At 67.2% G+C, this 22845-nt stretch carries 35 protein-coding genes; all 35 read left to right on the top strand.

Annotated elements, in window-relative coordinates; all coding sequences use genetic code 11:
- Window positions 1-4 precede the first annotated feature (4 nt).
- Window positions 5-2128, top strand: a complete 2124-nt coding sequence (fusA, locus tag H180DRAFT_RS11520; RefSeq protein ID WP_055485913.1) for an elongation factor G — start codon at window positions 5-7, stop codon at window positions 2126-2128.
- 222 nt (window positions 2129-2350) lie between these two features.
- Complete coding sequence (tuf, locus tag H180DRAFT_RS11515; protein WP_055485912.1) at window positions 2351-3544, top strand: elongation factor Tu; 1194 nt, start codon at window positions 2351-2353, stop codon at window positions 3542-3544.
- A gap of 202 nt (window positions 3545-3746) precedes the next feature.
- Window positions 3747-4304 carry a YceI family protein gene (locus H180DRAFT_RS11510; protein ID WP_055485911.1) on the top strand — a complete coding sequence of 186 codons (558 nt, stop codon included), beginning with the start codon at window positions 3747-3749 and terminating at the stop codon, window positions 4302-4304.
- 197 nt (window positions 4305-4501) lie between these two features.
- Complete coding sequence (panD, locus tag H180DRAFT_RS11505) at window positions 4502-4933, top strand: aspartate 1-decarboxylase (RefSeq protein ID WP_055485910.1); 432 nt, start codon at window positions 4502-4504, stop codon at window positions 4931-4933.
- Between the two features lie 290 nt (window positions 4934-5223).
- A complete protein-coding gene (locus H180DRAFT_RS11500) occupies window positions 5224-5739 on the top strand; it encodes a MarR family winged helix-turn-helix transcriptional regulator (RefSeq protein WP_055485909.1) in 516 nt (171 codons plus the stop codon).
- 10 nt (window positions 5740-5749) lie between these two features.
- Window positions 5750-6970: an aminotransferase class V-fold PLP-dependent enzyme gene (locus H180DRAFT_RS11495; protein WP_055485908.1), complete on the top strand. Its 1221-nt coding sequence runs from the start codon at window positions 5750-5752 to the stop codon at window positions 6968-6970.
- A 423-nt stretch (window positions 6971-7393) separates the two neighbouring features.
- Window positions 7394-7702, top strand: coding sequence for a 30S ribosomal protein S10 (rpsJ, locus tag H180DRAFT_RS11490; protein ID WP_016909683.1), 309 nt, complete (start codon window positions 7394-7396; stop codon window positions 7700-7702).
- A 16-nt stretch (window positions 7703-7718) separates the two neighbouring features.
- Window positions 7719-8363 carry a 50S ribosomal protein L3 gene (rplC, locus tag H180DRAFT_RS11485; RefSeq protein ID WP_055485907.1) on the top strand — a complete coding sequence of 215 codons (645 nt, stop codon included), beginning with the start codon at window positions 7719-7721 and terminating at the stop codon, window positions 8361-8363.
- 9 nt (window positions 8364-8372) lie between these two features.
- Complete coding sequence (gene rplD, locus H180DRAFT_RS11480) at window positions 8373-9032, top strand: 50S ribosomal protein L4 (protein WP_055485906.1); 660 nt, start codon at window positions 8373-8375, stop codon at window positions 9030-9032.
- A complete protein-coding gene (rplW, locus tag H180DRAFT_RS11475) occupies window positions 9032-9364 on the top strand; it encodes a 50S ribosomal protein L23 (protein WP_055485905.1) in 333 nt (110 codons plus the stop codon). The genes rplD and rplW overlap by 1 nt, the downstream gene beginning before the upstream one ends.
- Window positions 9365-9403: 39 nt before the next feature.
- Entirely contained in the window at window positions 9404-10240 is an 837-nt protein-coding gene (gene rplB / locus H180DRAFT_RS11470; RefSeq protein ID WP_055485904.1) for a 50S ribosomal protein L2, read from the top strand.
- Between the two features lie 14 nt (window positions 10241-10254).
- Window positions 10255-10536 carry a 30S ribosomal protein S19 gene (gene rpsS, locus H180DRAFT_RS11465; protein WP_055485903.1) on the top strand — a complete coding sequence of 94 codons (282 nt, stop codon included), beginning with the start codon at window positions 10255-10257 and terminating at the stop codon, window positions 10534-10536.
- A gap of 43 nt (window positions 10537-10579) precedes the next feature.
- On the top strand, window positions 10580-10927 hold the full coding sequence (gene rplV / locus H180DRAFT_RS11460) for a 50S ribosomal protein L22 (protein WP_055485902.1): 348 nt from the start codon (window positions 10580-10582) through the stop codon (window positions 10925-10927).
- A complete protein-coding gene (rpsC, locus tag H180DRAFT_RS11455; protein WP_055485901.1) occupies window positions 10927-11763 on the top strand; it encodes a 30S ribosomal protein S3 in 837 nt (278 codons plus the stop codon). The genes rplV and rpsC overlap by 1 nt, the downstream gene beginning before the upstream one ends.
- 4 nt (window positions 11764-11767) lie before the next feature.
- Window positions 11768-12187, top strand: coding sequence for a 50S ribosomal protein L16 (gene rplP / locus H180DRAFT_RS11450; protein ID WP_055485900.1), 420 nt, complete (start codon window positions 11768-11770; stop codon window positions 12185-12187).
- Window positions 12187-12411: a 50S ribosomal protein L29 gene (rpmC, locus tag H180DRAFT_RS11445; protein ID WP_055485899.1), complete on the top strand. Its 225-nt coding sequence runs from the start codon at window positions 12187-12189 to the stop codon at window positions 12409-12411. The genes rplP and rpmC overlap by 1 nt, the downstream gene beginning before the upstream one ends.
- Window positions 12411-12719, top strand: a complete 309-nt coding sequence (gene rpsQ, locus H180DRAFT_RS11440) for a 30S ribosomal protein S17 (RefSeq protein WP_055485898.1) — start codon at window positions 12411-12413, stop codon at window positions 12717-12719. The genes rpmC and rpsQ overlap by 1 nt, the downstream gene beginning before the upstream one ends.
- 129 nt (window positions 12720-12848) lie before the next feature.
- Window positions 12849-13217: a 50S ribosomal protein L14 gene (gene rplN, locus H180DRAFT_RS11435; RefSeq protein WP_028433256.1), complete on the top strand. Its 369-nt coding sequence runs from the start codon at window positions 12849-12851 to the stop codon at window positions 13215-13217.
- Window positions 13218-13219: 2 nt separating this feature from the next.
- Window positions 13220-13543 carry a 50S ribosomal protein L24 gene (gene rplX, locus H180DRAFT_RS11430; RefSeq protein WP_028433869.1) on the top strand — a complete coding sequence of 108 codons (324 nt, stop codon included), beginning with the start codon at window positions 13220-13222 and terminating at the stop codon, window positions 13541-13543.
- Window positions 13543-14103, top strand: a complete 561-nt coding sequence (gene rplE, locus H180DRAFT_RS11425; RefSeq protein ID WP_055485897.1) for a 50S ribosomal protein L5 — start codon at window positions 13543-13545, stop codon at window positions 14101-14103. Before rplX ends, rplE begins: the two co-directional genes overlap by 1 nt.
- 2 nt (window positions 14104-14105) lie before the next feature.
- Window positions 14106-14291 (top strand): type Z 30S ribosomal protein S14, encoded by a 186-nt coding sequence (locus H180DRAFT_RS11420; protein ID WP_028433259.1) that lies wholly within the window; start codon window positions 14106-14108, stop codon window positions 14289-14291.
- Window positions 14292-14529: 238 nt separating this feature from the next.
- On the top strand, window positions 14530-14928 hold the full coding sequence (gene rpsH / locus H180DRAFT_RS11410) for a 30S ribosomal protein S8 (protein ID WP_055485896.1): 399 nt from the start codon (window positions 14530-14532) through the stop codon (window positions 14926-14928).
- 23 nt (window positions 14929-14951) lie between these two features.
- A complete protein-coding gene (rplF, locus tag H180DRAFT_RS11405; protein WP_055485895.1) occupies window positions 14952-15491 on the top strand; it encodes a 50S ribosomal protein L6 in 540 nt (179 codons plus the stop codon).
- A 3-nt stretch (window positions 15492-15494) separates the two neighbouring features.
- Window positions 15495-15878, top strand: coding sequence for a 50S ribosomal protein L18 (gene rplR, locus H180DRAFT_RS11400; protein WP_055485894.1), 384 nt, complete (start codon window positions 15495-15497; stop codon window positions 15876-15878).
- A 43-nt stretch (window positions 15879-15921) separates the two neighbouring features.
- A complete protein-coding gene (gene rpsE / locus H180DRAFT_RS11395; RefSeq protein ID WP_055485893.1) occupies window positions 15922-16524 on the top strand; it encodes a 30S ribosomal protein S5 in 603 nt (200 codons plus the stop codon).
- Window positions 16524-16706, top strand: coding sequence for a 50S ribosomal protein L30 (rpmD, locus tag H180DRAFT_RS11390; RefSeq protein ID WP_055485892.1), 183 nt, complete (start codon window positions 16524-16526; stop codon window positions 16704-16706). Before rpsE ends, rpmD begins: the two co-directional genes overlap by 1 nt.
- A gap of 1 nt (window position 16707) precedes the next feature.
- On the top strand, window positions 16708-17172 hold the full coding sequence (rplO, locus tag H180DRAFT_RS11385) for a 50S ribosomal protein L15 (protein ID WP_055485891.1): 465 nt from the start codon (window positions 16708-16710) through the stop codon (window positions 17170-17172).
- A 158-nt stretch (window positions 17173-17330) separates the two neighbouring features.
- Complete coding sequence (secY, locus tag H180DRAFT_RS11380) at window positions 17331-18644, top strand: preprotein translocase subunit SecY (protein ID WP_055485890.1); 1314 nt, start codon at window positions 17331-17333, stop codon at window positions 18642-18644.
- Complete coding sequence (locus H180DRAFT_RS11375; protein WP_055485889.1) at window positions 18644-19312, top strand: adenylate kinase; 669 nt, start codon at window positions 18644-18646, stop codon at window positions 19310-19312. Before secY ends, H180DRAFT_RS11375 begins: the two co-directional genes overlap by 1 nt.
- Before the next feature lie 174 nt (window positions 19313-19486).
- Complete coding sequence (map, locus tag H180DRAFT_RS11370) at window positions 19487-20323, top strand: type I methionyl aminopeptidase (RefSeq protein ID WP_055485888.1); 837 nt, start codon at window positions 19487-19489, stop codon at window positions 20321-20323.
- A 248-nt stretch (window positions 20324-20571) separates the two neighbouring features.
- The gene (gene infA, locus H180DRAFT_RS11365; RefSeq protein WP_003948620.1) at window positions 20572-20793 is read left to right on the top strand and encodes a translation initiation factor IF-1; all 222 of its coding nucleotides are present in this window, start codon (window positions 20572-20574) and stop codon (window positions 20791-20793) included.
- Window positions 20794-20855: 62 nt separating this feature from the next.
- Window positions 20856-20969, top strand: coding sequence for a 50S ribosomal protein L36 (rpmJ, locus tag H180DRAFT_RS11360; protein ID WP_003956441.1), 114 nt, complete (start codon window positions 20856-20858; stop codon window positions 20967-20969).
- Window positions 20970-21202: 233 nt separating this feature from the next.
- A complete protein-coding gene (gene rpsM / locus H180DRAFT_RS11355) occupies window positions 21203-21583 on the top strand; it encodes a 30S ribosomal protein S13 (protein WP_055485887.1) in 381 nt (126 codons plus the stop codon).
- A gap of 67 nt (window positions 21584-21650) precedes the next feature.
- The gene (gene rpsK, locus H180DRAFT_RS11350) at window positions 21651-22055 is read left to right on the top strand and encodes a 30S ribosomal protein S11 (protein WP_028433270.1); all 405 of its coding nucleotides are present in this window, start codon (window positions 21651-21653) and stop codon (window positions 22053-22055) included.
- A gap of 25 nt (window positions 22056-22080) precedes the next feature.
- Window positions 22081-22707, top strand: a complete 627-nt coding sequence (gene rpsD, locus H180DRAFT_RS11345) for a 30S ribosomal protein S4 (RefSeq protein ID WP_055485886.1) — start codon at window positions 22081-22083, stop codon at window positions 22705-22707.
- Window positions 22708-22845: the final 138 nt, after the last annotated feature.

The raw sequence follows: 22845 nt of genomic DNA, 5'->3' as shown, positions 1-22845 counted from the left end.
CCTTATGGCTACCACTTCACTTGACCTGGCCAAGGTCCGGAACATCGGGATCATGGCCCACATCGACGCGGGCAAGACGACGACCACCGAGCGGATCCTGTTCTACACCGGTCGCAGCTACAAGATCGGTGAGGTCCACGACGGCGCTGCCACGATGGACTGGATGGCCCAGGAGCAGGAGCGCGGCATCACGATCACGTCTGCCGCGACCACCACTCACTGGCCGCTCAACGACGTCGACTACACCATCAACATCATCGACACCCCCGGCCACGTCGACTTCACCGTCGAGGTGGAGCGTGCGCTGCGTGTGCTCGACGGTGCCGTGACGGTGTTCGACGGTGTGGCCGGCGTCGAGCCGCAGTCCGAGACCGTCTGGCGTCAGGCGGACCGCTACGGCGTGCCGCGTATCTGCTTCGTCAACAAGCTGGACCGCACCGGCGCGGAGTTCCACCGCTGCGTGGACATGATCGTGGACCGCCTCGGCGCGGTGCCGCTGGTCATGCAGATCCCGATCGGGACCGAGGCGGACTTCAAGGGCGTCGTCGACCTCGTCAGCATGAAGGCGCTGGTCTGGTCGCCCGAGGCGAAGATGGGCGAGATGTACGACACCGTCGACATCCCGGCCACGCACGCCGAGGCCGCCGACGAGTGGCGCGGCAATCTGCTCGAGGCCGTCGCGGAGAACGACGAGGAGATGATGGAGCTGTACCTCGAGGGCCAGGAGCCCACCGAGGAGCAGCTCTACGCGGCGATCCGCCGCATCACCCTCGCCTCGACCGGCGCCGAGGGCACCACCACCGTGACCCCCGTCTTCTGCGGAACGGCGTTCAAGAACAAGGGCGTTCAGCCCCTGCTCGACGCCATCGCCCGCTACCTCCCGTCCCCCCTGGACGTCGAGGCGATCGAGGGTCACTCCGTCAAGGACCCCGAAGAGGTCCTGACGCGGAAGCCCTCCGAGCAGGAGCCCATGTCGGCGCTCGCGTTCAAGATCGCGAGCGACCCGCACCTGGGCAAGCTCACCTTCATCCGGGTCTACTCCGGCAGGCTGGTCACCGGCTCGCAGGTGATGAACTCGGTGAAGGGCAAGAAGGAGCGCATCGGCAAGATCTACCGGATGCACGCGAACAAGCGTGAGGAGATCGAGTCGGTGGGTGCCGGCGACATCGTCGCCGTCATGGGTCTCAAGCAGACCACCACCGGCGAGACCCTCTGCGACGCGGGCAACCCGGTGATCCTGGAGTCGATGGAGTTCCCGGCTCCCGTGATCGAGGTCGCGATCGAGCCCAAGTCCAAGGGCGACCAGGAGAAGTTGGGCGTCGCGATCCAGCGGCTGGCCGAGGAGGACCCGTCCTTCCAGGTCAAGACCGACGAGGAGACCGGCCAGACGATCATCGCGGGCATGGGCGAGCTGCACCTTGATGTGCTGGTCGACCGCATGAAGCGCGAGTTCAAGGTCGAGGCCAACGTCGGTAAGCCGCAGGTGGCGTACCGCGAGTCGCTCCGCAAGGCGGTCGACAAGGTCGACTACACCCACAAGAAACAGACCGGTGGTTCCGGTCAGTTCGCGAAGGTGCAGATCGCTGTCGAGCCGCTCGAGGGTGACGGCTACGAGTTCGTCAACCAGGTCACCGGTGGCCGCATCCCGCGGGAGTACATCCCGTCCGTGGACGCCGGCTGCCAGGAGGCCATGGAGTTCGGTGTGCTGGCGGGGTATCCGCTGACCGGTGTCCGCGTGACGCTGCTCGACGGTGCCTTCCACGACGTCGACTCCTCGGAGATGGCCTTCAAGATCGCCGGTTCCATGGCGTTCAAGGAGGCCGCGCGGAAGGCGAGCCCGGCCCTGCTGGAGCCGATGATGAAGGTCGAAGTCACCACGCCCGAGGAGTACATGGGCGATGTGATCGGCGACATCAACTCCCGTCGTGGCCAGGTTCAGTCCATGGACGACAGGAGTGGCGCCAAGCTCGTCACCGGCCTGGTTCCGCTGTCGGAGATGTTCGGCTACGTCGGGGACTTGCGCAGCAAGACCTCCGGCCGTGCGAACTACTCCATGCAGTTCGACTCCTACGCCGAGGTTCCGCGGAGCGTCGCAGAGGAGATCATCGCGAAGGCCAAGGGCGAGTAACTCACCGTTGCGCACCCCTTAGGCTGGAGCAAAGGCATTCGGGGCACTTCGGTACAGACCGTGCGGCTCGTCCGTCGGCTGTGCCGGGGTCCCCGGCCGCCAGCCCCCGAAGCGAACTGGTCAAGGGCATCCCCCTCGGGGTCCTGACCGGTTCATAACGACCATCTGAACCCCTCCGCAGAATGTGGAGGGTGTACAGCACCAGTCCACAGGAGGACCCCAGTGGCGAAGGCGAAGTTCGAGCGGACTAAGCCGCACGTCAACATCGGCACCATCGGTCACATCGACCACGGTAAGACGACTCTTACCGCGGCGATCACCAAGGTGCTGCACGACAAGTACCCGGACCTGAACGAGGCTTCCGCGTTCGAGAACATCGACAAGGCGCCCGAAGAGCGCCAGCGCGGAATCACGATCTCCATTGCACACGTCGAGTACCAGACGGAGAACCGTCACTACGCTCACGTGGACTGCCCGGGGCACGCGGACTACATCAAGAACATGATCACCGGCGCGGCCCAGATGGACGGCGCCATTCTCGTGGTCGCCGCCACCGACGGCCCGATGCCGCAGACCAAGGAGCACGTCCTCCTGGCCCGCCAGGTCGGCGTTCCCTACATCGTGGTCGCCCTCAACAAGGCGGACATGGTGGACGACGAGGAGATCATGGAGCTCGTCGAGCTCGAGGTCCGTGAGCTGCTCTCCGAGTACGAGTTCCCGGGCGACGAGGTTCCGGTCGTCAAGGTCTCCGCGCTCAAGGCCCTTGAGGGCGACGCCGAGTGGGCCGACTCCATCGGCAAGCTCATGGACGCCGTCGACGACGCGATCCCGCAGCCGGAGCGCGACGTCGAGAAGCCGTTCCTGATGCCGATCGAGGACGTCTTCACCATCACCGGCCGCGGCACGGTCGTCACCGGCCGTATCGAGCGCGGTGTGCTGAAGGTCAACGAGAACGTCGACATCATCGGCATCAAGGAGACCAAGACCTCGACGACCGTCACCGGTATCGAGATGTTCCGCAAGCTCCTCGACGAGGGCCAGGCCGGTGAGAACGTCGGTCTGCTCCTCCGCGGCATCAAGCGCGAGGACGTCGAGCGCGGCCAGGTCATCATCAAGCCGGGTTCGGTCACGCCGCACACGGAGTTCGAGGGCCAGGCCTACATCCTGTCGAAGGACGAGGGCGGTCGGCACACCCCGTTCTTCAACAACTACCGCCCGCAGTTCTACTTCCGTACCACCGACGTGACCGGCGTCGTGACCCTCCCCGAGGGCACCGAGATGGTCATGCCGGGCGACAACACCGAGATGAGCGTCCAGCTCATCCAGCCCGTCGCCATGGAAGAGGGCCTGAAGTTCGCCATCCGTGAGGGTGGCCGCACCGTGGGCGCCGGCCAGGTCACGAAGATCGTCAAGTGACCTCGACGCCTTGAGCGTTACCCGGCTGCCGAAGCCGGGGGAGGGCCCGCACGACTCCGGTCGTGCGGGCCCTCCGTGCTGTGAGTGTCCGCCGGTGAGAATCCTGTCCGGGAACCGGATTGCCGGAGCCGAGCTGGAATAGTTCAGCGTTCAACTAGGTTGTGCTGTGCAGTAAGCACTGTCCACCTTGGAGAGGAACGCCATGACCACTGCCGCCGACTACGCCAAGCTCACCGGCGAGTACGTCCTCGACCCGACCCACACGCGCATCGGCTTCGTCGCGCGTCACGCGATGGTGACCAAGGTCCGGGGCGCCTTCAACGACTTCACCGGCACCGCCCACATCGACGGCGACAAGCCCGAGCAGTCGTCTGCGGAGCTGGTCATCAAGGCCGAGAGCATCGACACCCGCAACCCGGACCGCGACGCCCATCTGCGGAGCAACGACTTCCTGAAGATGGAGGACTTCCCGGAGATCACCTTCCGGTCCACGGGGGTCCGCCAGAGCGGGGAGGACACGTTCGAGGTCACCGGCGACCTCACCATCAAGGGGGTGACCCGCTCGGTGACCGTCCCGTTCACCTACGAGGGGCAGGCCACCGATCCGTTCGGCAACAGCCGGATCGGCCTCGAAGGCAGCACCACGATCAACCGCCAGGAGTTCGGTGTCAGCTGGAACGCCGCACTGGAGACGGGCGGATTCCTCGTGAGTGACAAGGTCACGCTCGAGTTCGAGATCTCGGCCGTCAAGCAGAGCTGACCCCGCCGGACACCGCCCGTACGCGCCGGCCCCATGCATGTGCACCACAACGGTTCACGGCGGGGGCCGGCCCGTGCGGACCCTGGCGGACCGGGCGTCTCCCGCTGTCCTGCAGGGCCCTCGTGCGCTTCGCCTACTATGGGCGCGTCGGCGCGCACCTCTCGCGAGGGCGCGACCCTCTTCCCCTGGAGCGACGCATGCTGCGGACCATGTTCAAGTCGAAGATCCACCGTGCCACGGTGACCGAGGCCGATCTCCATTACGTCGGTTCTGTCACCGTCGACGCCGGCCTGATGGAAGCCGCCGATCTGCTGCCCGGCGAACTGGTGCACATCGTCGACATCACCAACGGCTCGCGTCTGGAGACGTACGTCATCGAGGGCGAACGGGGCTCGGGCGTCATCGGCATCAACGGAGCCGCCGCCCACCTGGTGCACCCCGGTGACCTGGTCATCCTGATCAGTTATGCGCAGGTCGACGACGCGGAGGCGCGGCGGCTGCGGCCCGCCGTCGTACACGTGGACGCGGACAACCGCATCGTGGGTACGGGCACGGACGCCGGCGAGCCCGTGCCCGGCGGAGAAACCGTCCGCGGTCCGCACGCCTCCGCCACGTCGACGGCCGGTTGACCCGGGTGCCCGCGCTGGCGCGGGCGCGTACCGGATTGCGACGGCTGCGGCGCGGAACGAACTGGCGCGCAGCCGTCGGCTCAGCGTCGACGGCCGCCCGGTGCGGAGCGACTCCGACTTCGGCATCGGCTCCGACTTCGGCATCGTCGTCGGACACGGCTGCTCGCGTACAGGTGCACGTCCCGTAACGCCGATCCGGCCTGGTCGACGCCAGGTATTGAGCCCCGAGGCTTCGCCTCGGCCGCGCACAGACGTATGCGGCGGACATGTGTCTGTGTCACACTTCTTCGATGTCAACCGCGAACGAACTGACGGCGAACTGGCTCGGCGCCCTGACCGTCGGCCTCGGCGACCTTCTGGACCACTCACTGCGGAAGGAGTCCGGGCTCGACCCCGCGGCCGTCGCCGCGGTGCTCACCGTGCGGGCGCGGCCCGGGCAGTCGGTGTCGGACCTTGCAGGGGCGCTCGCCCTGACCCACTCGGGCTGCGTGAGGGTCGTGGGACGCCTCGTCGACTCGGGTCTGCTGGTGCGCGGGCCGGGCCCCGACGGCCGTACGCGCGGGCTCCGGCTCACCGAGGCGGGTGAGGACGCGGGCCGGCGGATGCTGCGGGCGCGGCGCCAGGCGCTGGAGGGCGTCGTGGGACGGCTCTCGTCCGAGGAGGCCGGAAGCCTGGAGCGTGCCCTCCGGGCCCTCCTGCCGCACCTTCCCGGTGACCGGGCCTCGGCCCGCCGGATCTGCCGGCTCTGCGAGCACGACGTGTGCCGGGGTGACGACTGCGTCGTCTCCGTCGCCGCCGACGACTGAGGACGACCCTGTGACGAAGGACCTGACGGCGCCCGGCGCCTCCGGCAACCCCTCCGGCAACCCCTCCGACGTGACGGCCGTCGTCGCTCAACAGCCGGACTACACCCGGTACTTCAGCGACCAGGCGGGCCACGTCTGGCTGAACACCGCGCACCAGGGACCGATGCCGGAAGCCGCCGTGCGGGCGGCCGTCGGGGCGGCACACGAGAAGGCGACCCCGTATCGCATCCCGGACGCCGCGTTCACCGAGCGCCCGGAGGAACTCCGGGCGCTGCTCGCTGACTTCGTCGGAGGGCGTCCCGACGAGATCGTTCTGGGCGACAGCACATCCCACGGGCTGAACCTCATCGCGTACGGACTCCCCATGCGCGCCGGAGACGAGGTGCTGTGCGTCGAGGGGGACTACCCGGCCACGGTGCTGCCCTGGCTTGCGCAGCGGCAGCGCGGAGCGGGCGTCCGGTTCGTGCGGCGCGACCGGCACGGACGGCTCGACCCCGAGCGGGTCCGCCGTGCTCTGGCGCCGCGCACCCGCGTCCTCGCCGTCACGTGGGTCGACTCCTTCACCGGCGCCGCCGCCGACCTGCGCGCGCTGGGTGAGATCTGCCACACGGCGGGGGTCCTCCTCGTGGTGAACGGTTCGCAGGCGGTCGGCGCCCGGCCCGTCGACGTCGCGGCCACCCCCGTCGACGCACTCGTGTCGTGCGGCTACAAGTGGATGTGCGGTCCGTACGGCACCGGCTTCGCCTGGCTCAGTCCCGCACTGACCGAGCTGCTCGACCCCCGCAGGGTGTACTGGCTCGCCCAGCAGCGTGGCCGGGGGCTCGAGCACATGCGTTCGTACACGATCGAGAACCGGGGCGTTCGTGGCCTGGACGTCTTCTGCCCGGCCGACTTCCTCGACACGGCGGCCTGGACGAGTGCCGTCGGACTGCTCGGCGGCCTCGGCGTACACAACATCCACGCCCACGGGCAGAGGCTGGTGCAGCGGCTGCTCGACGCGGTGGACCCGGAGTTGTACGAGGTGGTCGGGCCGCAGGAACCGGAGGAGCGCTCCGGCCTCGTCGTCCTCGCCGGCCGCCGGGGACCGGTGGACGGCGCTGTTTCGGCGCTGGCGGCTGCGGGTGTGCACGTCGCTGTGCGGGAGGGCAACATCAGGCTTTCGCCCCACCTCTTCAACACGGGCGAGCACATCGACCGGGCACTCGAAGTGCTGAACTCGCCGGACGATTGAGGGCGCCCCCGCGCGGGCAGCCTGCCGGGCAGATGACCGCCCCGAGCCCGTCGCGGCAGGCAATCATCCCGATTGGCGTGCGCCAAACGCCATATGGCACACTGTCCAGGTTGCTCGGTTGAGTGCCGATGCTGCACGCCTCCCGCCGGGAGGACCGGAAGCGAGTCCCAGCGTATTCGTCGCCTCTCATCAGAGGCGGAAGTACGGGAATCTTCCGGGAAGTGCAGGAGGGGCTTCCAGCCAGGCGCCCGGTGGGTCCGTACCCCCGATCCTTTCTCTCCAGAGAAACCTCCGCGGTTCGTCGCGGGCAGACTCTGTTTATTGGAAGGAAGTCGACACGCCCGACCGCGTGGGTCGGCAGGTCGAGGAGGGCGGCACCCATGGGTTCCAGAGCGTTACGAGAGACAGGACTACGAAGTAGCCATGGCGGGACAGAAGATCCGCATCCGGCTCAAGGCCTACGACCACGAGGTCATCGACAACTCGGCGAAGAAGATCGTCGAGACGGTGACGCGCACTGGCGCGTCGGTCGCAGGCCCGGTGCCGCTGCCCACAGAGAAGAACGTGTACTGCGTCATCAAGTCGCCGCACAAGTACAAGGACGCGCGCGAGCACTTCGAGATGCGCACCCACAAGCGTCTGATCGACATCCTCGACCCGACGCCCAAGACCGTTGACTCGCTGATGCGCCTGGACCTCCCGGCCGGCGTCGACATCGAGATCAAGCTCTGAGGGGTGCGGGAAGAAGATGGCTAAGCAGATCAAGGGTGTCCTGGGCGAGAAGCTCGGCATGACCCAGGTCTGGGACGACAAGAACCGCGTCGTTCCCGTGACCGTCGTCAAGGCCGGGCCCAATGTCGTGACCCAGGTACGCACCGCAGACAAGGACGGCTACGAGGCCGTTCAGATCGCCTTCGGCGAGATCGACCCGCGCAAGGTGAACAAGCCCCTCAAGGGCCACTTCGCCAAGGCGGACGTCACTCCCCGCCGTCACCTCGTCGAGCTGCGCACCTCCGACGCCGGTGAGTACACACCCGGCCAGGAGATCAACGCCGACACCTTCGAGGCCGGCGGCAAGGTGGACGTGACGGGCAAGTCCAAGGGCAAGGGCTTCGCCGGCGGCATGAAGCGCCACGGCTTCCGCGGCGGCAAGGCATCGCACGGTGCGCACCGCATCCACCGCAAGCCCGGTGCCATCGGCGGCTGCGCCACGCCCGGACGTGTCTTCAAGGGCACGCGGATGCCCGGCCGCATGGGCAACGAGCGGGTCACCACCCAGAACCTGACCGTCCATGCCGTTGACGCGGAGAAGGGCCTGCTGCTCATCAAGGGCGCAGTCCCCGGTCCGAACGGCGGCCTCGTCCTGGTCCGCACCGCGGCCAAGGGGGCCTGAGGTTAAACCATGACTACCGTTGACATCCTTTCGCCGGCCGGCAAGAAGGACGGCTCCGTCGAGCTCCCCTCGGAGATCTTCGACGCGCGGGTCAGCGTTCCGCTGATCCACCAGGTCGTCGTCGCCCAGCTGGCCGCTGCCCGACAGGGCACGCACAAGACCAAAACCCGCGGCGAGGTCCGCGGCGGCGGCAAGAAGCCGTACCGCCAGAAGGGCACCGGCCGCGCCCGCCAGGGCTCGACCCGCGCTCCGCAGTTCGCGGGCGGTGGCGTCGTGCACGGGCCCGTGCCGCGTGACTACTCGCAGCGGACGCCGAAGAAGATGAAGGCGGCCGCGCTGCGCGGCGCCCTCTCGGACCGTGCCCGTCACGGCCGGGTGCACGTCGTCTCCGGCGTCGTCGAGAACGAGATCTCGACGAAGGCCGCGAAGACGCTGCTGGGCAAGGTCAGCGAGCGCAAGCACGTGCTCCTGGTCGCCGAGCGCGACGACCAGGCCGCCTGGCTCTCCGCTCGGAACCTGCCCCAGGTCCACATCCTGGAGCCGGGCCAGCTGAACACGTACGACGTGCTCGTCTCCGACGACGTGGTCTTCACCAAGGCCGCCTTCGAGTCCTTCGTGGCCGGCCCGCAGAAGGCTGCCACCTCAGAGCTCGAAGGGAGCGACGCCTGATGAGCGAGGCAACAGCCGCCCAGGCCGCCAGCAAGACGTTCACGGACCCCCGTGACATCTTGATCAAGCCCGTGGTCTCGGAGAAGAGCTACGCGCTGCTGGACGAGAACAAGTACACCTTCATCGTCGACCCGCGCGCCAACAAGACCCAGATCAAGCAGGCCGTCGAGGCGGTCTTCTCGGTCAAGGTCAGCGGGGTCAACACGCTCAACCGGCAGGGCAAGCGCAAGCGCACCCGCACCGGTTACGGCAAGCGCGCCGACACCAAGCGCGCCATCGTGACCCTGGTCGAGGGCGACCGAATCGACATCTTCGGCGGCCCGGTCTCCTGACGGAGACAGGACCGTCCGATATCGGACGAGGACTGAGAAATGGGTATCCGCAAGTACAAGCCGACGACTCCGGGCCGTCGTGGCGCCAGTGTCGCCGACTTCGTCGAGATCACGCGGTCCACGCCGGAGAAGTCACTGGTCCGCCCCCTGCACAGCAAGGGCGGCCGTAACAACGCCGGTCGTGTGACCGCTCGCCACCAGGGCGGTGGCCACAAGCGCGCCTACCGAGTGATCGACTTCCGTCGTCACGACAAGGACGGCGTGCCCGCCAAGGTCGCGCACATCGAGTACGACCCGAACCGCACCGCGCGCATCGCGCTGCTGCACTACGCCGACGGCGAGAAGCGCTACATCCTCGCGCCGGCCGGCCTGTCGCAGGGCAGCCGCGTGGAGAACGGTCCCGGGGCCGACATCAAGCCGGGCAACAACCTGGCGCTGCGCAACATCCCGGTCGGTACGACGATCCACGCCATCGAGCTGCGGCCCGGCGGCGGCGCGAAGTTCGCCCGGTCCGCCGGCGCCTCCGTGCAGCTGCTGGCGAAGGAGGGCCGCATGGCCCACCTGCGCATGCCGTCCGGTGAGATCCGCCTGGTCGACGTCCGCTGCCGCGCCACTGTCGGCGAGGTCGGCAACGCCGAGCAGTCGAACATCAACTGGGGCAAGGCCGGCCGCATGCGCTGGAAGGGCGTCCGCCCGACCGTCCGCGGTGTGGTCATGAACCCGATCGACCACCCGCACGGTGGTGGTGAGGGCCGTACCTCCGGTGGCCGCCACCCGGTTTCGCCGTGGGGCCAGAAGGAGGGCCGTACGCGCTCGCCGAAGAAGGCCAGCAACAAGTACATCGTCCGCCGCCGCAAGACGAACAAGAAGCGCTAGGAGGCGGGTTTTAGATGCCGCGCAGTCTCAAGAAGGGGCCCTTCGTCGACGACCACCTGATCAAGAAGGTGGACGCGCAGAACGACGCAGGCTCCAAGAACGTCATCAAGACCTGGTCCCGCCGCTCGATGATCGTCCCGGCCATGCTCGGCCACACGATCGCGGTGCACGACGGCCGCAAGCACGTCCCGGTGTTCGTCACCGAGTCGATGGTCGGCCACAAGCTCGGCGAGTTCGCGCCGACCCGCACCTTCCGCGGCCACGTCAAGGACGACCGCAAGTCGCGTCGTCGCTGATGGGCGGGTGTGAAGACCTATGACTGACACCGAAGGGACAACCATGGAAGCCAGGGCCTCCGCGCGCTATGTGCGCGTCACGCCCATGAAGGCCCGCCGGGTGGTGGACCTTGTCCGTGGCTTGCCTGCCACGGAGGCTCAGGCGGTCCTGCGCTTCGCCCCGCAGGCCGCGAGCGTGCCGGTGGGCAAGGTGCTGGACAGCGCCATCGCCAACGCCGCACACAACTACGACCACACCGACGCCGACAGCCTCTTCATCTCCGAGGCGTACGTCGACGAGGGCCCGACCCTGAAGCGTTTCCGTCCGCGTGCCCAGGGCCGCGCCTACCGGATTCGCAAGCGGACGAGCCACATCACAGTGGTCGTGAGCAGCAAGGAAGGAACCCGGTAATGGGCCAGAAGGTAAACCCGCACGGGTTCCGCCTCGGCATCACCACCGACTTCAAGTCGCGCTGGTACGCCGACAAGCTCTACAAGGACTACATCAAGGAAGACGTCGCGATCCGCAAGATGCTCACGCAGGGCATGGAGCGGGCCGGCATCTCCAAGGTGGAGATCGAGCGCACCCGTGACCGCGTACGAGTCGACGTGCACACAGCACGTCCCGGCATCGTCATCGGCCGCCGCGGCGCCGAGGCCGACAGGCTCCGGGGCAACCTGGAGAAGCTGACCGGCAAGCAGATCCAGTTCAACATCCTCGAGGTCAAGAACCCCGAGACGGATGCGCAGCTGGTGGCCCAGGCCGTCGCCGAGCAGCTGTCCTCCCGCGTCTCCTTCCGCCGTGCGATGCGCAAGAGCATGCAGACCACGATGAAGGCCGGCGCGAAGGGCATCAAGATCCAGTGCGGTGGCCGCCTCGGCGGTGCCGAGATGTCCCGCTCGGAGTTCTACCGCGAGGGCCGCGTGCCCCTGCACACGCTCCGCGCGAACGTCGACTACGGCTTCTTCGAGGCCAGGACCACCTTCGGCCGCATCGGCGTGAAGGTCTGGATCTACAAGGGTGACGTCAAGAACATCGCCGAGGTCCGCGCCGAGAACGCCGCCGCCCGTGCGGGCAACCGCCCGTCCCGCGGTGGCGGCAGCGACCGTCCCCGTCGTGGTGGCGAGCGCGGAGGCCGCGGCCGCAAGCCGCAGCAGCAGAGCGGTTCCGCCGAGACCCCCAAGGTCGAGAGCGTGACGCCCGCCGCGGCGGCAGCAGAGCCCGGCGCTGCCGGGAAGGAGGGCTGACGCCATGCTTATCCCGCGCAGGGTCAAGCACCGTAAGCAGCACCACCCGAAGCGCAAGGGCATGGCCAAGGGTGGCACCGAAGTCTCGTTCGGTGAGTACGGCATTCAGGCCGTGACCGCCGCGTATGTGACGAACCGGCAGATCGAGGCAGCTCGTATCTCCATGACTCGTCACATCAAGCGTGGCGGCAAGGTCTGGATCAACATCTACCCGGACCGTCCGCTGACGAAGAAGCCCGCCGAGACCCGCATGGGTTCCGGCAAGGGTTCTCCCGAGTGGTGGATCGCGAACGTCAAGCCGGGGCGCGTGATGTTCGAGCTGTCCTACCCGAACGAGAAGATTGCCAAGGAGGCGCTCACCCGCGCCGCCCACAAGCTTCCGATGAAGTGCCGGATCGTTCGGCGCGAGGCAGGTGAGTCGTGATGGCGGCCGGGACGAAGACCTCCGAGCTGCGTGAGCTGGGCGACGAGGAGCTTCTCGGAAAGCTTCGCGAGTCCAAGGAAGAGCTGTTCAACCTCCGCTTCCAGGCGGCGACCGGGCAGTTGGAGAACCACGGCCGGCTGAAGGCCGTCCGCAAGGACATCGCCCGGATCTACACCCTGATGCGTGAGCGTGAGCTGGGCATCGAGACGGTGGAGAGCGCCTGATGAGCGAGACGAATGTGACTACAGCAGACAACAGCGGCTCCGCCGTGGGCACGCAGCAGCGCGGTTTCCGCAAGACCCGCGAGGGTCTGGTCGTCAGCGACAAGATGGACAAGACCGTCGTCGTCGCCGTCGAGGACCGCGTCAAGCACGCGCTGTACGGCAAGGTCATCCGCCGTACCAACAAGCTCAAGGCGCACGACGAGCAGAACGCCGCCGGGGTCGGCGACCGCGTACTCCTCATGGAGACCCGGCCGCTGTCCGCGACCAAGCGCTGGCGCGTCGTCGAGGTCCTTGAGAAGGCGAAGTAAGCAGTTCCGAAACGGAATTGGCTTGGCAATCAGCCTGGGGACCCCCAGGACAGTTCCGCCAGGCTCGGCAGGGCACATCCCCTGAGGGTGTGACCCTGCCGGGAACCGGCAGACGATCAGGAGATAGACGTGATCCAGCAGGAGTCCCGGCTGCGCGTCGCCGACAACACGGGTGCGAAAGAGATTCTCACCATCCGTGTGCTCGGCGGTTCGGGCCGGCGCTACGCGGGCGTCGGTGACGTCGTCGTCGCTACCGTCAAGGACGCGATCCCGGGCGGGAACGTGAAAAAGGGCGACATCGTCAAGGCCGTCATCGTGCGCACCGTGAAGGAGCGCCGCCGGCCCGACGGCTCGTACATCCGCTTCGACGAGAACGCCGCGGTCATCCTCAAGAACGACGGTGACCCCCGCGGCACCCGCATCTTCGGCCCCGTGGGCCGGGAACTGCGCGAGAAGAAGTTCATGAAGATCATCTCTCTCGCGCCGGAGGTGCTGTGACCATGAAGATCAAGAAGGGCGACCTGGTCCAGGTCATCACCGGCAAGGACAAGGGCAAGCAGGGCAAGGTCATTGTGGCCTACCCCCGCGAGGACCGAGTCCTGGTCGAGGGTGTCAACCGGGTCAAGAAGCACACCAAGGCCGGCCAGACCGCTCGTGGTTCGAAGACGGGCGGAATCGTGACGACCGAGGCTCCGGTCCACGTGAGCAACGTGCAGCTCGTGGTGGAGAAGGACGGCAAGAAGGTCGTCACCCGCGTCGGGTACCGCTTCGATGACGACGGCAACAAGATCCGCGTTGCCAAGCGGACCGGTGAGGACATCTGATGACTGCCACGACTGAAGCCCCGCGCCTCAAGCAGCGCTACCGCTCCGAGATCAAGGGCAAGCTGCAGGACGAGTTCAAGTACGAGAACGTCATGCAGATTCCCGGTCTCACCAAGATCGTGGTCAACATGGGTGTGGGCGACGCCGCCCGCGACTCCAAGTTGATGGACGGTGCCATCCGGGACCTCGCCACGATCACCGGCCAGAAGCCGGCGGTGACCAAGGCCCGCAAGTCCATCGCGCAGTTCAAGCTGCGCGAGGGCATGCCGATCGGCGCGCACGTGACGCTGCGCGGCGACCGGATGTGGGAGTTCCTGGACCGCCTGCTGTCCCTCGCGCTGCCGCGCATCCGCGACTTCCGCGGCCTGTCGCCGAAGCAGTTCGATGGGCGGGGCAACTACACCTTCGGTCTCACGGAGCAGGTCATGTTCCACGAGATCGACCAGGACAAGATCGACCGGGTCCGGGGCATGGACATCACCGTGGTCACCACGGCGACCAACGACGACGAGGGGCGCGCCCTGCTTCGTCACCTCGGCTTCCCGTTCAAGGAGAACTGACCATGGCTAAGAAGGCTCTGATCTCCAAGGCGAGCCGTAAGCCGAAGTTCGCTGTCCGCGCTTACACGCGCTGCCAGCGCTGCGGCCGTCCGCACTCCGTCTACCGCAAGTTCGGCCTGTGCCGCGTGTGCCTTCGCCAGATGGCACACCGTGGCGAGCTGCCGGGCGTCACCAAGAGCTCCTGGTAACCCGTCGCCCGCCCTTCGTCAGGAGGGCGAGCGGTTCGGGCCAGCCAGGACTCTCGGTAAGAGCATCAAGGCCGGACGGGTGTCCACCGCACGCCACTGAGGCTGTGCGGTCGGCCGCCCGCCGTCCGTGACCGTCTTACTACGCCGTAGGTCCCCGCGCCCCACCTGTCCTGTCCCTGTACGGGGAGAAGGAGGGCGCATACAGGAAACCCCGGCGAGAGAGGCCGAAGGCCATCACATGACAATGACCGATCCGATCGCGGACATGCTGACGCGTCTGCGTAACGCGAACTCGGCGTACCACGACTCCGTCGCGATGCCGCACAGCAAGATCAAGTCGCACATCGCGGAGATTCTCCAGCAGGAGGGCTACATCACCGGCTGGAGGACCGAGGAGGCCCAGGTCGGCAAGAGCCTCGTGCTCGAGCTGAAGTTCGGCCCCAACCGCGAGCGCTCGATCGCCGGTATCAAGCGGATCTCGAAGCCGGGCCTGCGGGTCTACGCGAAGTCCACCAACCTGCCCAGGGTGCTCGGTGGCCTGGGAGTGGCGATCATCTCCACTTCCCACGGGCTGCTCACCGGCCAGCAGGCACAGAAGAAGGGCGTGGGCGGGGAAGTCCTCGCCTACGTCTGGTAACGGAAGGGAACGGAGGTAAAGCAATGTCGCGTATCGGCAAGCTCCCCATCCAGGTTCCCGCCGGTGTGGACGTCACCATCGATGGCCGGGCGGTCGCCGTGAAGGGTCCCAAGGGTTCCCTTTCGCACACCGTCGCCGCGCCCATCGAGATCGTGAAGGGCGAGGACGGCGCGCTGGTCGTCTCCCGTCCCAACGACGAGAGCCGGAACAAGGCCCTGCACGGTCTGTCCCGCACGCTGGTGGCGAACATGATCACTGGCGTGACCACGGGATTCACCAAGAACCTCGAGATCAGCGGCGTGGGTTACCGCGTCCAGGCCAAGGGCTCCAACCTGGAGTTCTCGCTGGGCTACAGCCACCCGATCCTGGTCGAGGCGCCGGAGGGCATCTCGTTCAAGGTCGAGTCGCCGACCAAGTTCTCGGTCGAGGGCATCGACAAGCAGAAGGTCGGCGAGGTCGCCGCCAACATCCGCAAGCTGCGCCGCCCGGACCCGTACAAGGCCAAGGGCGTGAAGTACGCGGGCGAGACCATCCGCCGCAAGGTCGGAAAGGCTGGTAAGTAAGCCATGGCATACGGCGTGAAGATCGCTAAGGGCGACGCCTACAAGCGCGCCGCCGCCAAGCGCCGTCACATCCGCATCCGCAAGAAGGTCTCGGGCACCCCCGCCCGTCCCCGTCTTGTGGTGACGCGCTCGAACCGCCACATGGTCGCCCAGGTCGTGGACGACCTGGCGGGCCACACGCTGGCCTCGGCCTCGTCGCTGGACGCGTCGATCCGCGGCGGTGACGGCGACAAGAGCGCGCAGGCCAAGCAGGTCGGTGCACTGGTCGCCGAGCGTGCCAAGGCCGCGGGCGTCGAGGCCGTCGTGTTCGACCGCGGTGGCAACAGGTACGCGGGGCGCATCGCCGCCCTCGCGGACGCCGCCCGAGAAGCCGGGCTCAGGTTCTGAGCCGGTCCACGCTGAGCGGACGTAAACGAGAGAGGTAATTCCAATGGCTGGACCCCAGCGCCGCGGTGGCGGCGCCGGTGGCGGCGAGCGTCGGGACCGCAAGGGCCGGGACGGCGGCGCCGCCGCCGAGAAGACCGCGTACGTTGAGCGCGTCGTCGCGATCAACCGCGTGGCCAAGGTTGTGAAGGGTGGTCGTCGCTTCAGCTTCACCGCGCTGGTCGTGGTGGGCGACGGTGACGGCACCGTGGGCGTCGGATACGGCAAGGCCAAGGAGGTGCCGGCCGCCATCGCCAAGGGCGTCGAGGAGGCCAAGAAGCACTTCTTCAAGGTCCCCCGCATCCAGGGCACCATTCCGCACCCGATCCAGGGTGAGGAAGCCGCGGGCGTCGTGCTGCTCAAGCCGGCTTCGCCCGGTACCGGTGTGATCGCCGGTGGCCCGGTGCGCGCCGTGCTGGAGTGCGCGGGCATCCACGACGTGCTGAGCAAGTCGCTCGGTTCGTCGAACCCGATCAACATCGTGCACGCCACGCGTGCGGCTCTGCAGGGCCTTCAGCGCCCCGAGGAGATCGCCGCCCGCCGTGGCCTGCCGCTCGAGGACGTGGCGCCCGCCGCTCTGCTGCGGGCCCGTGCCGGGGTGAGTGCGTAATGGCTCGCTTGAAGATCACGCAGACGCGTTCCGTCATCGGTACGAAGCAGAACCACCGGGACACGCTGCGGACGCTCGGTCTGAAGAGGGTCCGCGACGTCTCCGTACGTGAGGACCGTCCCGAGGTGCGCGGCATGGTGCACACCGTGCGGCACCTCATCACGGTCGAGGAGGTCGACTGACATGGCTGACTCTTCGCAGAGCAACCCGCTGAAGGTCCACAACCTCCGGCCGGCCCCGGGCGCCAAGACCGCCAAGACCCGCGTGGGTCGCGGCGAGGCGTCGAAGGGCAAGACGGCCGGACGCGGCACCAAGGGCACCAAGGCCCGTTACCAGGTTCCGGAGAACTTCGAGGGCGGGCAGATGCCGCTGCACATGCGGCTGCCCAAGCTCAGGGGTTTCCGTAACCCTGCCCACAAGCAGTTCCAGGTCGTGAACCTGGACAAGCTGGCCGAGCTGTACCCCAAGGGGGGCGAGGTCACGGTGGCCGACCTGGTCGCCAAGGGCGCCGTTCGCAAGAACGAGCTCGTCAAGGTGCTCGGCACCGGCGAGATCTCCGTGGCTCTGACGGTGACCGTCAACAAGGTCTCCGGCTCCGCCAAGGAGAAGATCACCGCTGCCGGCGGCACCGTCACCGAGCTCGGCTGAGTTCGTTGACTGACTGGCCGGGGACGTCCCAACGGGACGTCCCCGGTCCGTCGTTCCACGGCGGGCACCGTCGCCGGTAAGGTGGCGGGCACTGTTGGTATTTGTCGACCCCAAGACCATCACCTCTCGCGCGCGACGCGGGGGGCGCAGGAGGCACCGTGCTCACCGCGTTCGCCCGGGCGTTCCAGACGCCCGACCTGCGAAAGAAGCTGTTGTTCACGCTCGGCATCGTGGTGCTCTTCCGCTTGGGGCAGCACATTCCGGTGCCGGGTGTCAGCTTTGAGAACGTCAACCAGTGCATGAACGAGGCCAAGGGGAGCCAGGGTCTCTTCGGGCTGGTGAACATGTTCAGCGGTGGCGCACTGCTGCAGCTGACGATTTTCGCGCTCGGCATCATGCCGTACATCACCGCGAGCATCATTCTTCAGCTGCTGGTCGTGGTCATTCCGCGGCTCGAGGCGCTGAAGAAGGAGGGCCAGGCGGGGCAGGCCAAGATCACGCAGTACACGCGTTATCTGACGGTCGCGCTCGCGATTCTCCAGGCAACCGGTCTCGTGGCCACCGCCCGCAGCGGCACCCTCTTCCCCCAGTGCCAGGTCCGCGACCAGATCATCCCGGACCAGTCGATCTTCACCACCGTCACGATGGTCATCTGCATGACGGCGGGCACCGCGTTCATCATGTGGCTCGGCGAGCTCATCACCGACCGCGGTATCGGCAACGGCATGTCGATCCTGATGTTCATCTCGATCGCCGCCGGTTTCCCCGGCGCGCTGTGGGCCATCAAGAAGCAGGGCAAACTCGCCGACGGCTGGATCGAGTTCGGTGCGGTGATCATCAGCGGTCTCGCGATGGTTGCCCTGGTGGTGCTGGTCGAGCAGGCGCAGCGTCGCGTGCCCGTGCAGTACGCGAAGCGGATGATCGGGCGCCGCAGCTACGGCGGCACTTCGACCTACATTCCGCTGAAGGTCAATCAGGCCGGTGTGATTCCCGTCATCTTCGCGTCCTCGCTGCTCTACATCCCCGCGCTCATCGTTCAGTTCAGCGGTTCGCAGGCGGGCTGGGCGGAGTGGATCCAGGCGCACTTCGTGAAGGGTGACCACCCGATCTACATCGTCACCTACTTCGTGCTGATCGTCTTCTTCGCGTTCTTCTACGTGGCGATCTCCTTCAACCCCGAAGAAGTCGCCGACAACATGAAGAAGTATGGTGGCTTCATCCCGGGCATCCGGGCAGGTCGGCCCACTGCGGAATACCTGAGCTATGTGCTGAACCGCATCACATGGCCGGGGTCCCTGTATCTCGGGTTGATCGCTCTGGTGCCGACCGTCGCGCTGATCGCGTTCGGTGCTCAGCAGAACTTCCCGTTCGGCGGGACGAGTATTCTGATCATCGTGGGCGTCGGGCTCGAGACCGTGAAGCAGATCGAGAGCCAGCTTCAGCAGCGCAATTACGAAGGGTTCCTCCGCTGATGCGTATCGTCCTCGTCGGACCGCCTGGCGCGGGCAAGGGAACGCAGGCCGCGCTCCTGTCCAAGAACCTGTCGATCCCGCACATCTCCACGGGCGACATCTTCCGCGCGAACATCAGCCAGGGCACCCCGCTCGGGCAGCAGGCGCAGGAGTACATGCGGGCGGGTCAGCTCGTGCCCGACGAGGTCACGATCGGCATGGCGACGGACAGGATGGACGAGCCGGACGCTGCGAACGGCTTCCTGCTCGACGGCTTCCCCCGGAACATCGCTCAGGCGGAGGCGTTGGACGGGGTCCTGGAGGAGCGGGGCCAACGGCTCGACGCCGTGCTGGACTTGGAGGTCCCGGAGGAGGAAGTCGTCAAGCGGATCGCGGGCCGCCGCATCTGCCGCAACGACAGCAGCCACGTCTTCCACGCGGAGTACAGCCCCCCGCAGCAGGAGGGCGTGTGCGACGCGTGCGGCGGCGAGCTGTATCAGCGTGACGACGACCGCGAGGAGACCGTCCGCAAGCGGCTGGCGGTGTACCACAGCGAGACCGAGCCGATCATCGACCACTACAAGCGTCAGGACCTCGTCACCACCATTTCGGCGCTGGGCGAGGTGAGCGAGGTCACCGAGCGTTCGATGCAGGCCCTCGACGCTGCGAAGGACTCGGTCGCCGACTGACTGAGAGCGTTCCGTATCCGGCTTCGTCCGCGGCCGCGGTACCCGGGAAGGGTCCGCGGCCGCAGGCTTGTACGGCACACTGATTGAAGCGGGGGTCTCCCCGCGTACGACCCCGAGCCGGTGCGCCGGCCGTGAGCACATTCCCTCAGCACCCGTCGAGGAAGGCACCGCCGCATGGTGGAGATCAAGACCCCGGAGCAGATCGCGAAGATGCGCGAGGCGGGCCTTGTCGTGGCGGCGATGCACAAGGCCTGCCGTGAGGCCGCCGTCCCGGGGGCCAGCACGAAGGACCTGGACGAGGTCGCAGCCAAGGTCCTCGCCGATCACGGAGCAAAGCCCAACTTCCTTGGCTATGGCGGCTTCCCGGGCAACATCTGCACGTCCGTGAACGACATCGTCGTGCACGGCATCCCCGACAGGGAGACCGTCCTCAAGGACGGCGACCTTCTCTCCATCGACGCCGGCGCGATCATCGACGGCTGGCACGGCGACGCCGCGCTCACCGTCTTCGTCGGCGAAGGCCACTTGCCGGAGCTCCGTGAGCTGAGCCGGGTCACCGAGGAGTCCATGTGGGCGGGTATCGCCGCCGTGCGCAAGGGCAACCGGCTCGTGGACGTCTCCCGGTCGATCGAGGGCTGCATCAAGCGCCAGCCGCGGCCCGCCTCGGGTTCGTACGGGATCGTCGAGGACTACGGCGGGCACGGCATCGGCTCCCAGATGCACATGGACCCCCACCTGCTGAACTATGTCGACCGGCGCCGCGGGCGCGGGCCGAAGCTGGTGCCGGGGCTGTGCCTGGCCATCGAGCCCATGGTGACTCTGGGCACGTCCAAGACGCACGTGCTGTCGGACGACTGGACGGTCAAGACGAACGACGGCAGCTGGTCCAGCCACTGGGAGCACTCCGTGGCCCTGACCGAAGAGGGCCCGCTCGTGCTGACCGCGCCGGACGGCGGCAAGGCGAAGCTCGCCGAGCTGGGCATCACTGCGGCACCCGATCCGCTCGCCTGACGTGCCGCGGGTGCGGGCCCGGTGATCGGGCCTGGTGTTCGGGCCCCTGCGGCCGGCGGCTGCCATGGCTGCGGGCGGCGAGTGTGAGCCGACTTCACCGGCGGGCGCATAACGATCTTCGGAGCCGGGGAGGCTACCCGAATTCGTCTTTGCGGGACGCGTATCGTAGACTGGCTCGTCGGTCCCGGGGTATTGGTATGCCCGGGATCACCCCAGGTAGCCGATCCCGGAAGGTGAAGCGCTAGAGCATGGCCAAAAAACAAGGGGCCATCGAGATCGAGGGCACGGTCGTCGAATCTCTGCCGAATGCGATGTTCAAGGTGGAGCTTCAGAACGGGCACCAGGTTCTCGCGCACATCAGCGGCAAGATGCGGATGCACTACATCCGTATCCTTCCCGACGACCGGGTCGTGGTGGAGCTCTCTCCGTACGACCTGACCCGCGGGCGGATCGTCTACCGCTACAAGTAGCTCACAGATCGAGCCGTTGACCCACGTCCGTGGGCGGCGGCCTGACCCGGAGAACCTCATCCATGAAGGTCAAGCCGAGCGTCAAGAAGATCTGCGACAAGTGCAAGGTGATCCGCCGTCACGGCCGGGTCATGGTCATCTGCGACAACCTGCGCCACAAGCAGCGCCAGGGCTGAAGCACACCCGACCACGAGCCTTCGCACAGATCGCACTCTTCGCGCGACGCACGTGAAAAGTACATACGCAGACGCCCGACCCCCCGCCTGATGTCTCATGCCGGTGGGGACGACACCCTCGGTCGGAGGCCGGGGACCTTGTCCACGGGTGCGTGTACGGCACTGCCGTACGGCACGAGCGACAGGGGACGGCGCTGCGGCAGACCTCCGCAAAGCAATCAGGAGCCCAAGTAATGGCACGCCTCGCAGGCGTCGACCTCCCGCGCGAGAAGCGCGTCGAGGTCGCCCTCACCTACGTCTTCGGCATCGGTCGAACCCTTGCCCAGCGGACCCTTGGTGAGACCGGCATCAACCCCGACACCCGGGTGCGGGATCTGGGCGAGGAAGACCTCGTCAAGATCCGCGAATACGTGGACAACAATCTCCAGGTCGAGGGTGACCTCCGCCGTGAGATCCAGGCCGACATCCGCCGCAAGGTCGAGATCGGCTGCTACGAGGGCCTGCGGCACCGCCGCGGCCTGCCCGTCCACGGCCAGCGCACCAAGACCAACGCCCGCACCCGCAAGGGCCCGCGTCGCGCGATCGCCGGCAAGAAGAAGCCGGGCAAGAAGTAGTCCGCACCGGACACGCTGCAAGCGGTCCGTGTTGCAGGACCGACGACCTCCACAGGAGTAAATCCATATGCCTCCGAAGGGCCGTACGGCCGGCGCCAAGAAGGTGCGCCGCAAGGACAAGAAGAACGTCCCCGCCGGGCACGCTCACATCAAGAGCACGTTCAACAACACCATCGTTTCGATCACCGACCCGACCGGCAACGTGATCTCCTGGGCCTCCGCCGGCCACGTCGGCTTCAAGGGTTCCCGGAAGTCCACGCCGTTCGCCGCGCAGATGGCCGCCGAGAACGCGGCGCGCCGCGCCCAGGAGCACGGCATGCGCAAGGTCGACGTCTTCGTCAAGGGCCCCGGCTCCGGCCGTGAGACCGCGATCCGTTCCCTCCAGGCCACGGGCCTCGAGGTCGGCTCCATCCAGGACGTCACCCCGACCCCGCACAACGGCTGCCGCCCGCCGAAGCGCCGCCGAGTCTGACCAGCTGAAACAGGAGAACTGAGACATGGCGCGTTACACCGGGGCCGACTGCAAGCGTTGCCGTCGGGAGAAGCAGAAGCTCTTCCTCAAGGGAGCTAAGTGCGAGAGCGCGAAGTGCCCGATCGAGATCCGTCCTTACCCCCCGGGTGAGCACGGTCGCGGGCGCACCAAGGACTCCGAGTACCTGCTGCAGAAGCGCGAGAAGCAGAAGGCAGCGCGTATCTACGGCGTCCTGGAGAAGCAGTTCCGCGGGTACTACAACGAGGCCAACCGCCTGCAGGGCAAGACCGGCGACAACCTGCTGCGCATCCTCGAGACCCGTCTGGACAACGTGGTCTACCGGGCGGGCTTCGCCAAGTCCCGCGACCACGCCCGTCAGCTGGTCCGGCACGGGCACATCACCGTGAACGGGCGCAAGACCGACATCCCGTCGGCCCGCGTGTCCGTGAGCGACATCATCGAGGTCCGCGAGTCCTCCCGCAGCCTCACGCCTTTCCAGGTGGCGGCGGCGGAGGCCGGCGAGAAGACGGTTCCGGCCTGGCTGGAGTCCATTCCGTCGAAGCTGCGGATCCTCGTCCACTCGCTGCCCGAGCGCCAGGTGATCGACACCCAGGTGCAGGAGCAGCTGATCGTCGAGCTGTACTCGAAGTGATTCGGGTCCGGTCCGGCTGCTGATCGCGAGCTCTGCTCGGGACAGCGGTTCAACCGGGGTGGGTGGTACGGCACTCGGATGTGCCGTACCGCCCGTACCCTGTCAGTACGGCATCAAATAGCGGTTGCCGAAGACTGG

This window comes from Streptomyces sp. WMMB 322 (assembly GCF_900090145.1).
Classification (GTDB): Bacteria; Actinomycetota; Actinomycetes; order Streptomycetales; family Streptomycetaceae; genus Streptomyces.
The sequence above is the reverse complement of the archived record's forward strand: the minus strand, read 5'-3'. Positions and strand labels throughout refer to the sequence as shown.

Coding starts and splice junctions, on each gene's coding strand:
- fusA (WP_055485913.1), top strand. CDS start 5: ATGGCTACCACTTCACTTGACCTGGCCAAGGTCCGGAACATCGGGATC.
- H180DRAFT_RS11510 (WP_055485911.1), top strand. CDS start 3,747: ATGACCACTGCCGCCGACTACGCCAAGCTCACCGGCGAGTACGTCCTC.
- panD (WP_055485910.1), top strand. CDS start 4,502: ATGCTGCGGACCATGTTCAAGTCGAAGATCCACCGTGCCACGGTGACC.
- H180DRAFT_RS11500 (WP_055485909.1), top strand. CDS start 5,224: ATGTCAACCGCGAACGAACTGACGGCGAACTGGCTCGGCGCCCTGACC.
- rpsJ (WP_016909683.1), top strand. CDS start 7,394: ATGGCGGGACAGAAGATCCGCATCCGGCTCAAGGCCTACGACCACGAG.
- rplC (WP_055485907.1), top strand. CDS start 7,719: ATGGCTAAGCAGATCAAGGGTGTCCTGGGCGAGAAGCTCGGCATGACC.
- rplD (WP_055485906.1), top strand. CDS start 8,373: ATGACTACCGTTGACATCCTTTCGCCGGCCGGCAAGAAGGACGGCTCC.
- rplW (WP_055485905.1), top strand. CDS start 9,032: ATGAGCGAGGCAACAGCCGCCCAGGCCGCCAGCAAGACGTTCACGGAC.
- rplB (WP_055485904.1), top strand. CDS start 9,404: ATGGGTATCCGCAAGTACAAGCCGACGACTCCGGGCCGTCGTGGCGCC.
- rpsS (WP_055485903.1), top strand. CDS start 10,255: ATGCCGCGCAGTCTCAAGAAGGGGCCCTTCGTCGACGACCACCTGATC.
- rplV (WP_055485902.1), top strand. CDS start 10,580: ATGGAAGCCAGGGCCTCCGCGCGCTATGTGCGCGTCACGCCCATGAAG.
- rpsC (WP_055485901.1), top strand. CDS start 10,927: ATGGGCCAGAAGGTAAACCCGCACGGGTTCCGCCTCGGCATCACCACC.
- rplP (WP_055485900.1), top strand. CDS start 11,768: ATGCTTATCCCGCGCAGGGTCAAGCACCGTAAGCAGCACCACCCGAAG.
- rpmC (WP_055485899.1), top strand. CDS start 12,187: ATGGCGGCCGGGACGAAGACCTCCGAGCTGCGTGAGCTGGGCGACGAG.
- rpsQ (WP_055485898.1), top strand. CDS start 12,411: ATGAGCGAGACGAATGTGACTACAGCAGACAACAGCGGCTCCGCCGTG.
- rplX (WP_028433869.1), top strand. CDS start 13,220: ATGAAGATCAAGAAGGGCGACCTGGTCCAGGTCATCACCGGCAAGGAC.
- rplE (WP_055485897.1), top strand. CDS start 13,543: ATGACTGCCACGACTGAAGCCCCGCGCCTCAAGCAGCGCTACCGCTCC.
- H180DRAFT_RS11420 (WP_028433259.1), top strand. CDS start 14,106: ATGGCTAAGAAGGCTCTGATCTCCAAGGCGAGCCGTAAGCCGAAGTTC.
- rpsH (WP_055485896.1), top strand. CDS start 14,530: ATGACAATGACCGATCCGATCGCGGACATGCTGACGCGTCTGCGTAAC.
- rplF (WP_055485895.1), top strand. CDS start 14,952: ATGTCGCGTATCGGCAAGCTCCCCATCCAGGTTCCCGCCGGTGTGGAC.
- rplR (WP_055485894.1), top strand. CDS start 15,495: ATGGCATACGGCGTGAAGATCGCTAAGGGCGACGCCTACAAGCGCGCC.
- rpsE (WP_055485893.1), top strand. CDS start 15,922: ATGGCTGGACCCCAGCGCCGCGGTGGCGGCGCCGGTGGCGGCGAGCGT.
- rpmD (WP_055485892.1), top strand. CDS start 16,524: ATGGCTCGCTTGAAGATCACGCAGACGCGTTCCGTCATCGGTACGAAG.
- rplO (WP_055485891.1), top strand. CDS start 16,708: ATGGCTGACTCTTCGCAGAGCAACCCGCTGAAGGTCCACAACCTCCGG.
- H180DRAFT_RS11375 (WP_055485889.1), top strand. CDS start 18,644: ATGCGTATCGTCCTCGTCGGACCGCCTGGCGCGGGCAAGGGAACGCAG.
- map (WP_055485888.1), top strand. CDS start 19,487: ATGGTGGAGATCAAGACCCCGGAGCAGATCGCGAAGATGCGCGAGGCG.
- infA (WP_003948620.1), top strand. CDS start 20,572: ATGGCCAAAAAACAAGGGGCCATCGAGATCGAGGGCACGGTCGTCGAA.
- rpmJ (WP_003956441.1), top strand. CDS start 20,856: ATGAAGGTCAAGCCGAGCGTCAAGAAGATCTGCGACAAGTGCAAGGTG.
- rpsM (WP_055485887.1), top strand. CDS start 21,203: ATGGCACGCCTCGCAGGCGTCGACCTCCCGCGCGAGAAGCGCGTCGAG.
- rpsK (WP_028433270.1), top strand. CDS start 21,651: ATGCCTCCGAAGGGCCGTACGGCCGGCGCCAAGAAGGTGCGCCGCAAG.
- rpsD (WP_055485886.1), top strand. CDS start 22,081: ATGGCGCGTTACACCGGGGCCGACTGCAAGCGTTGCCGTCGGGAGAAG.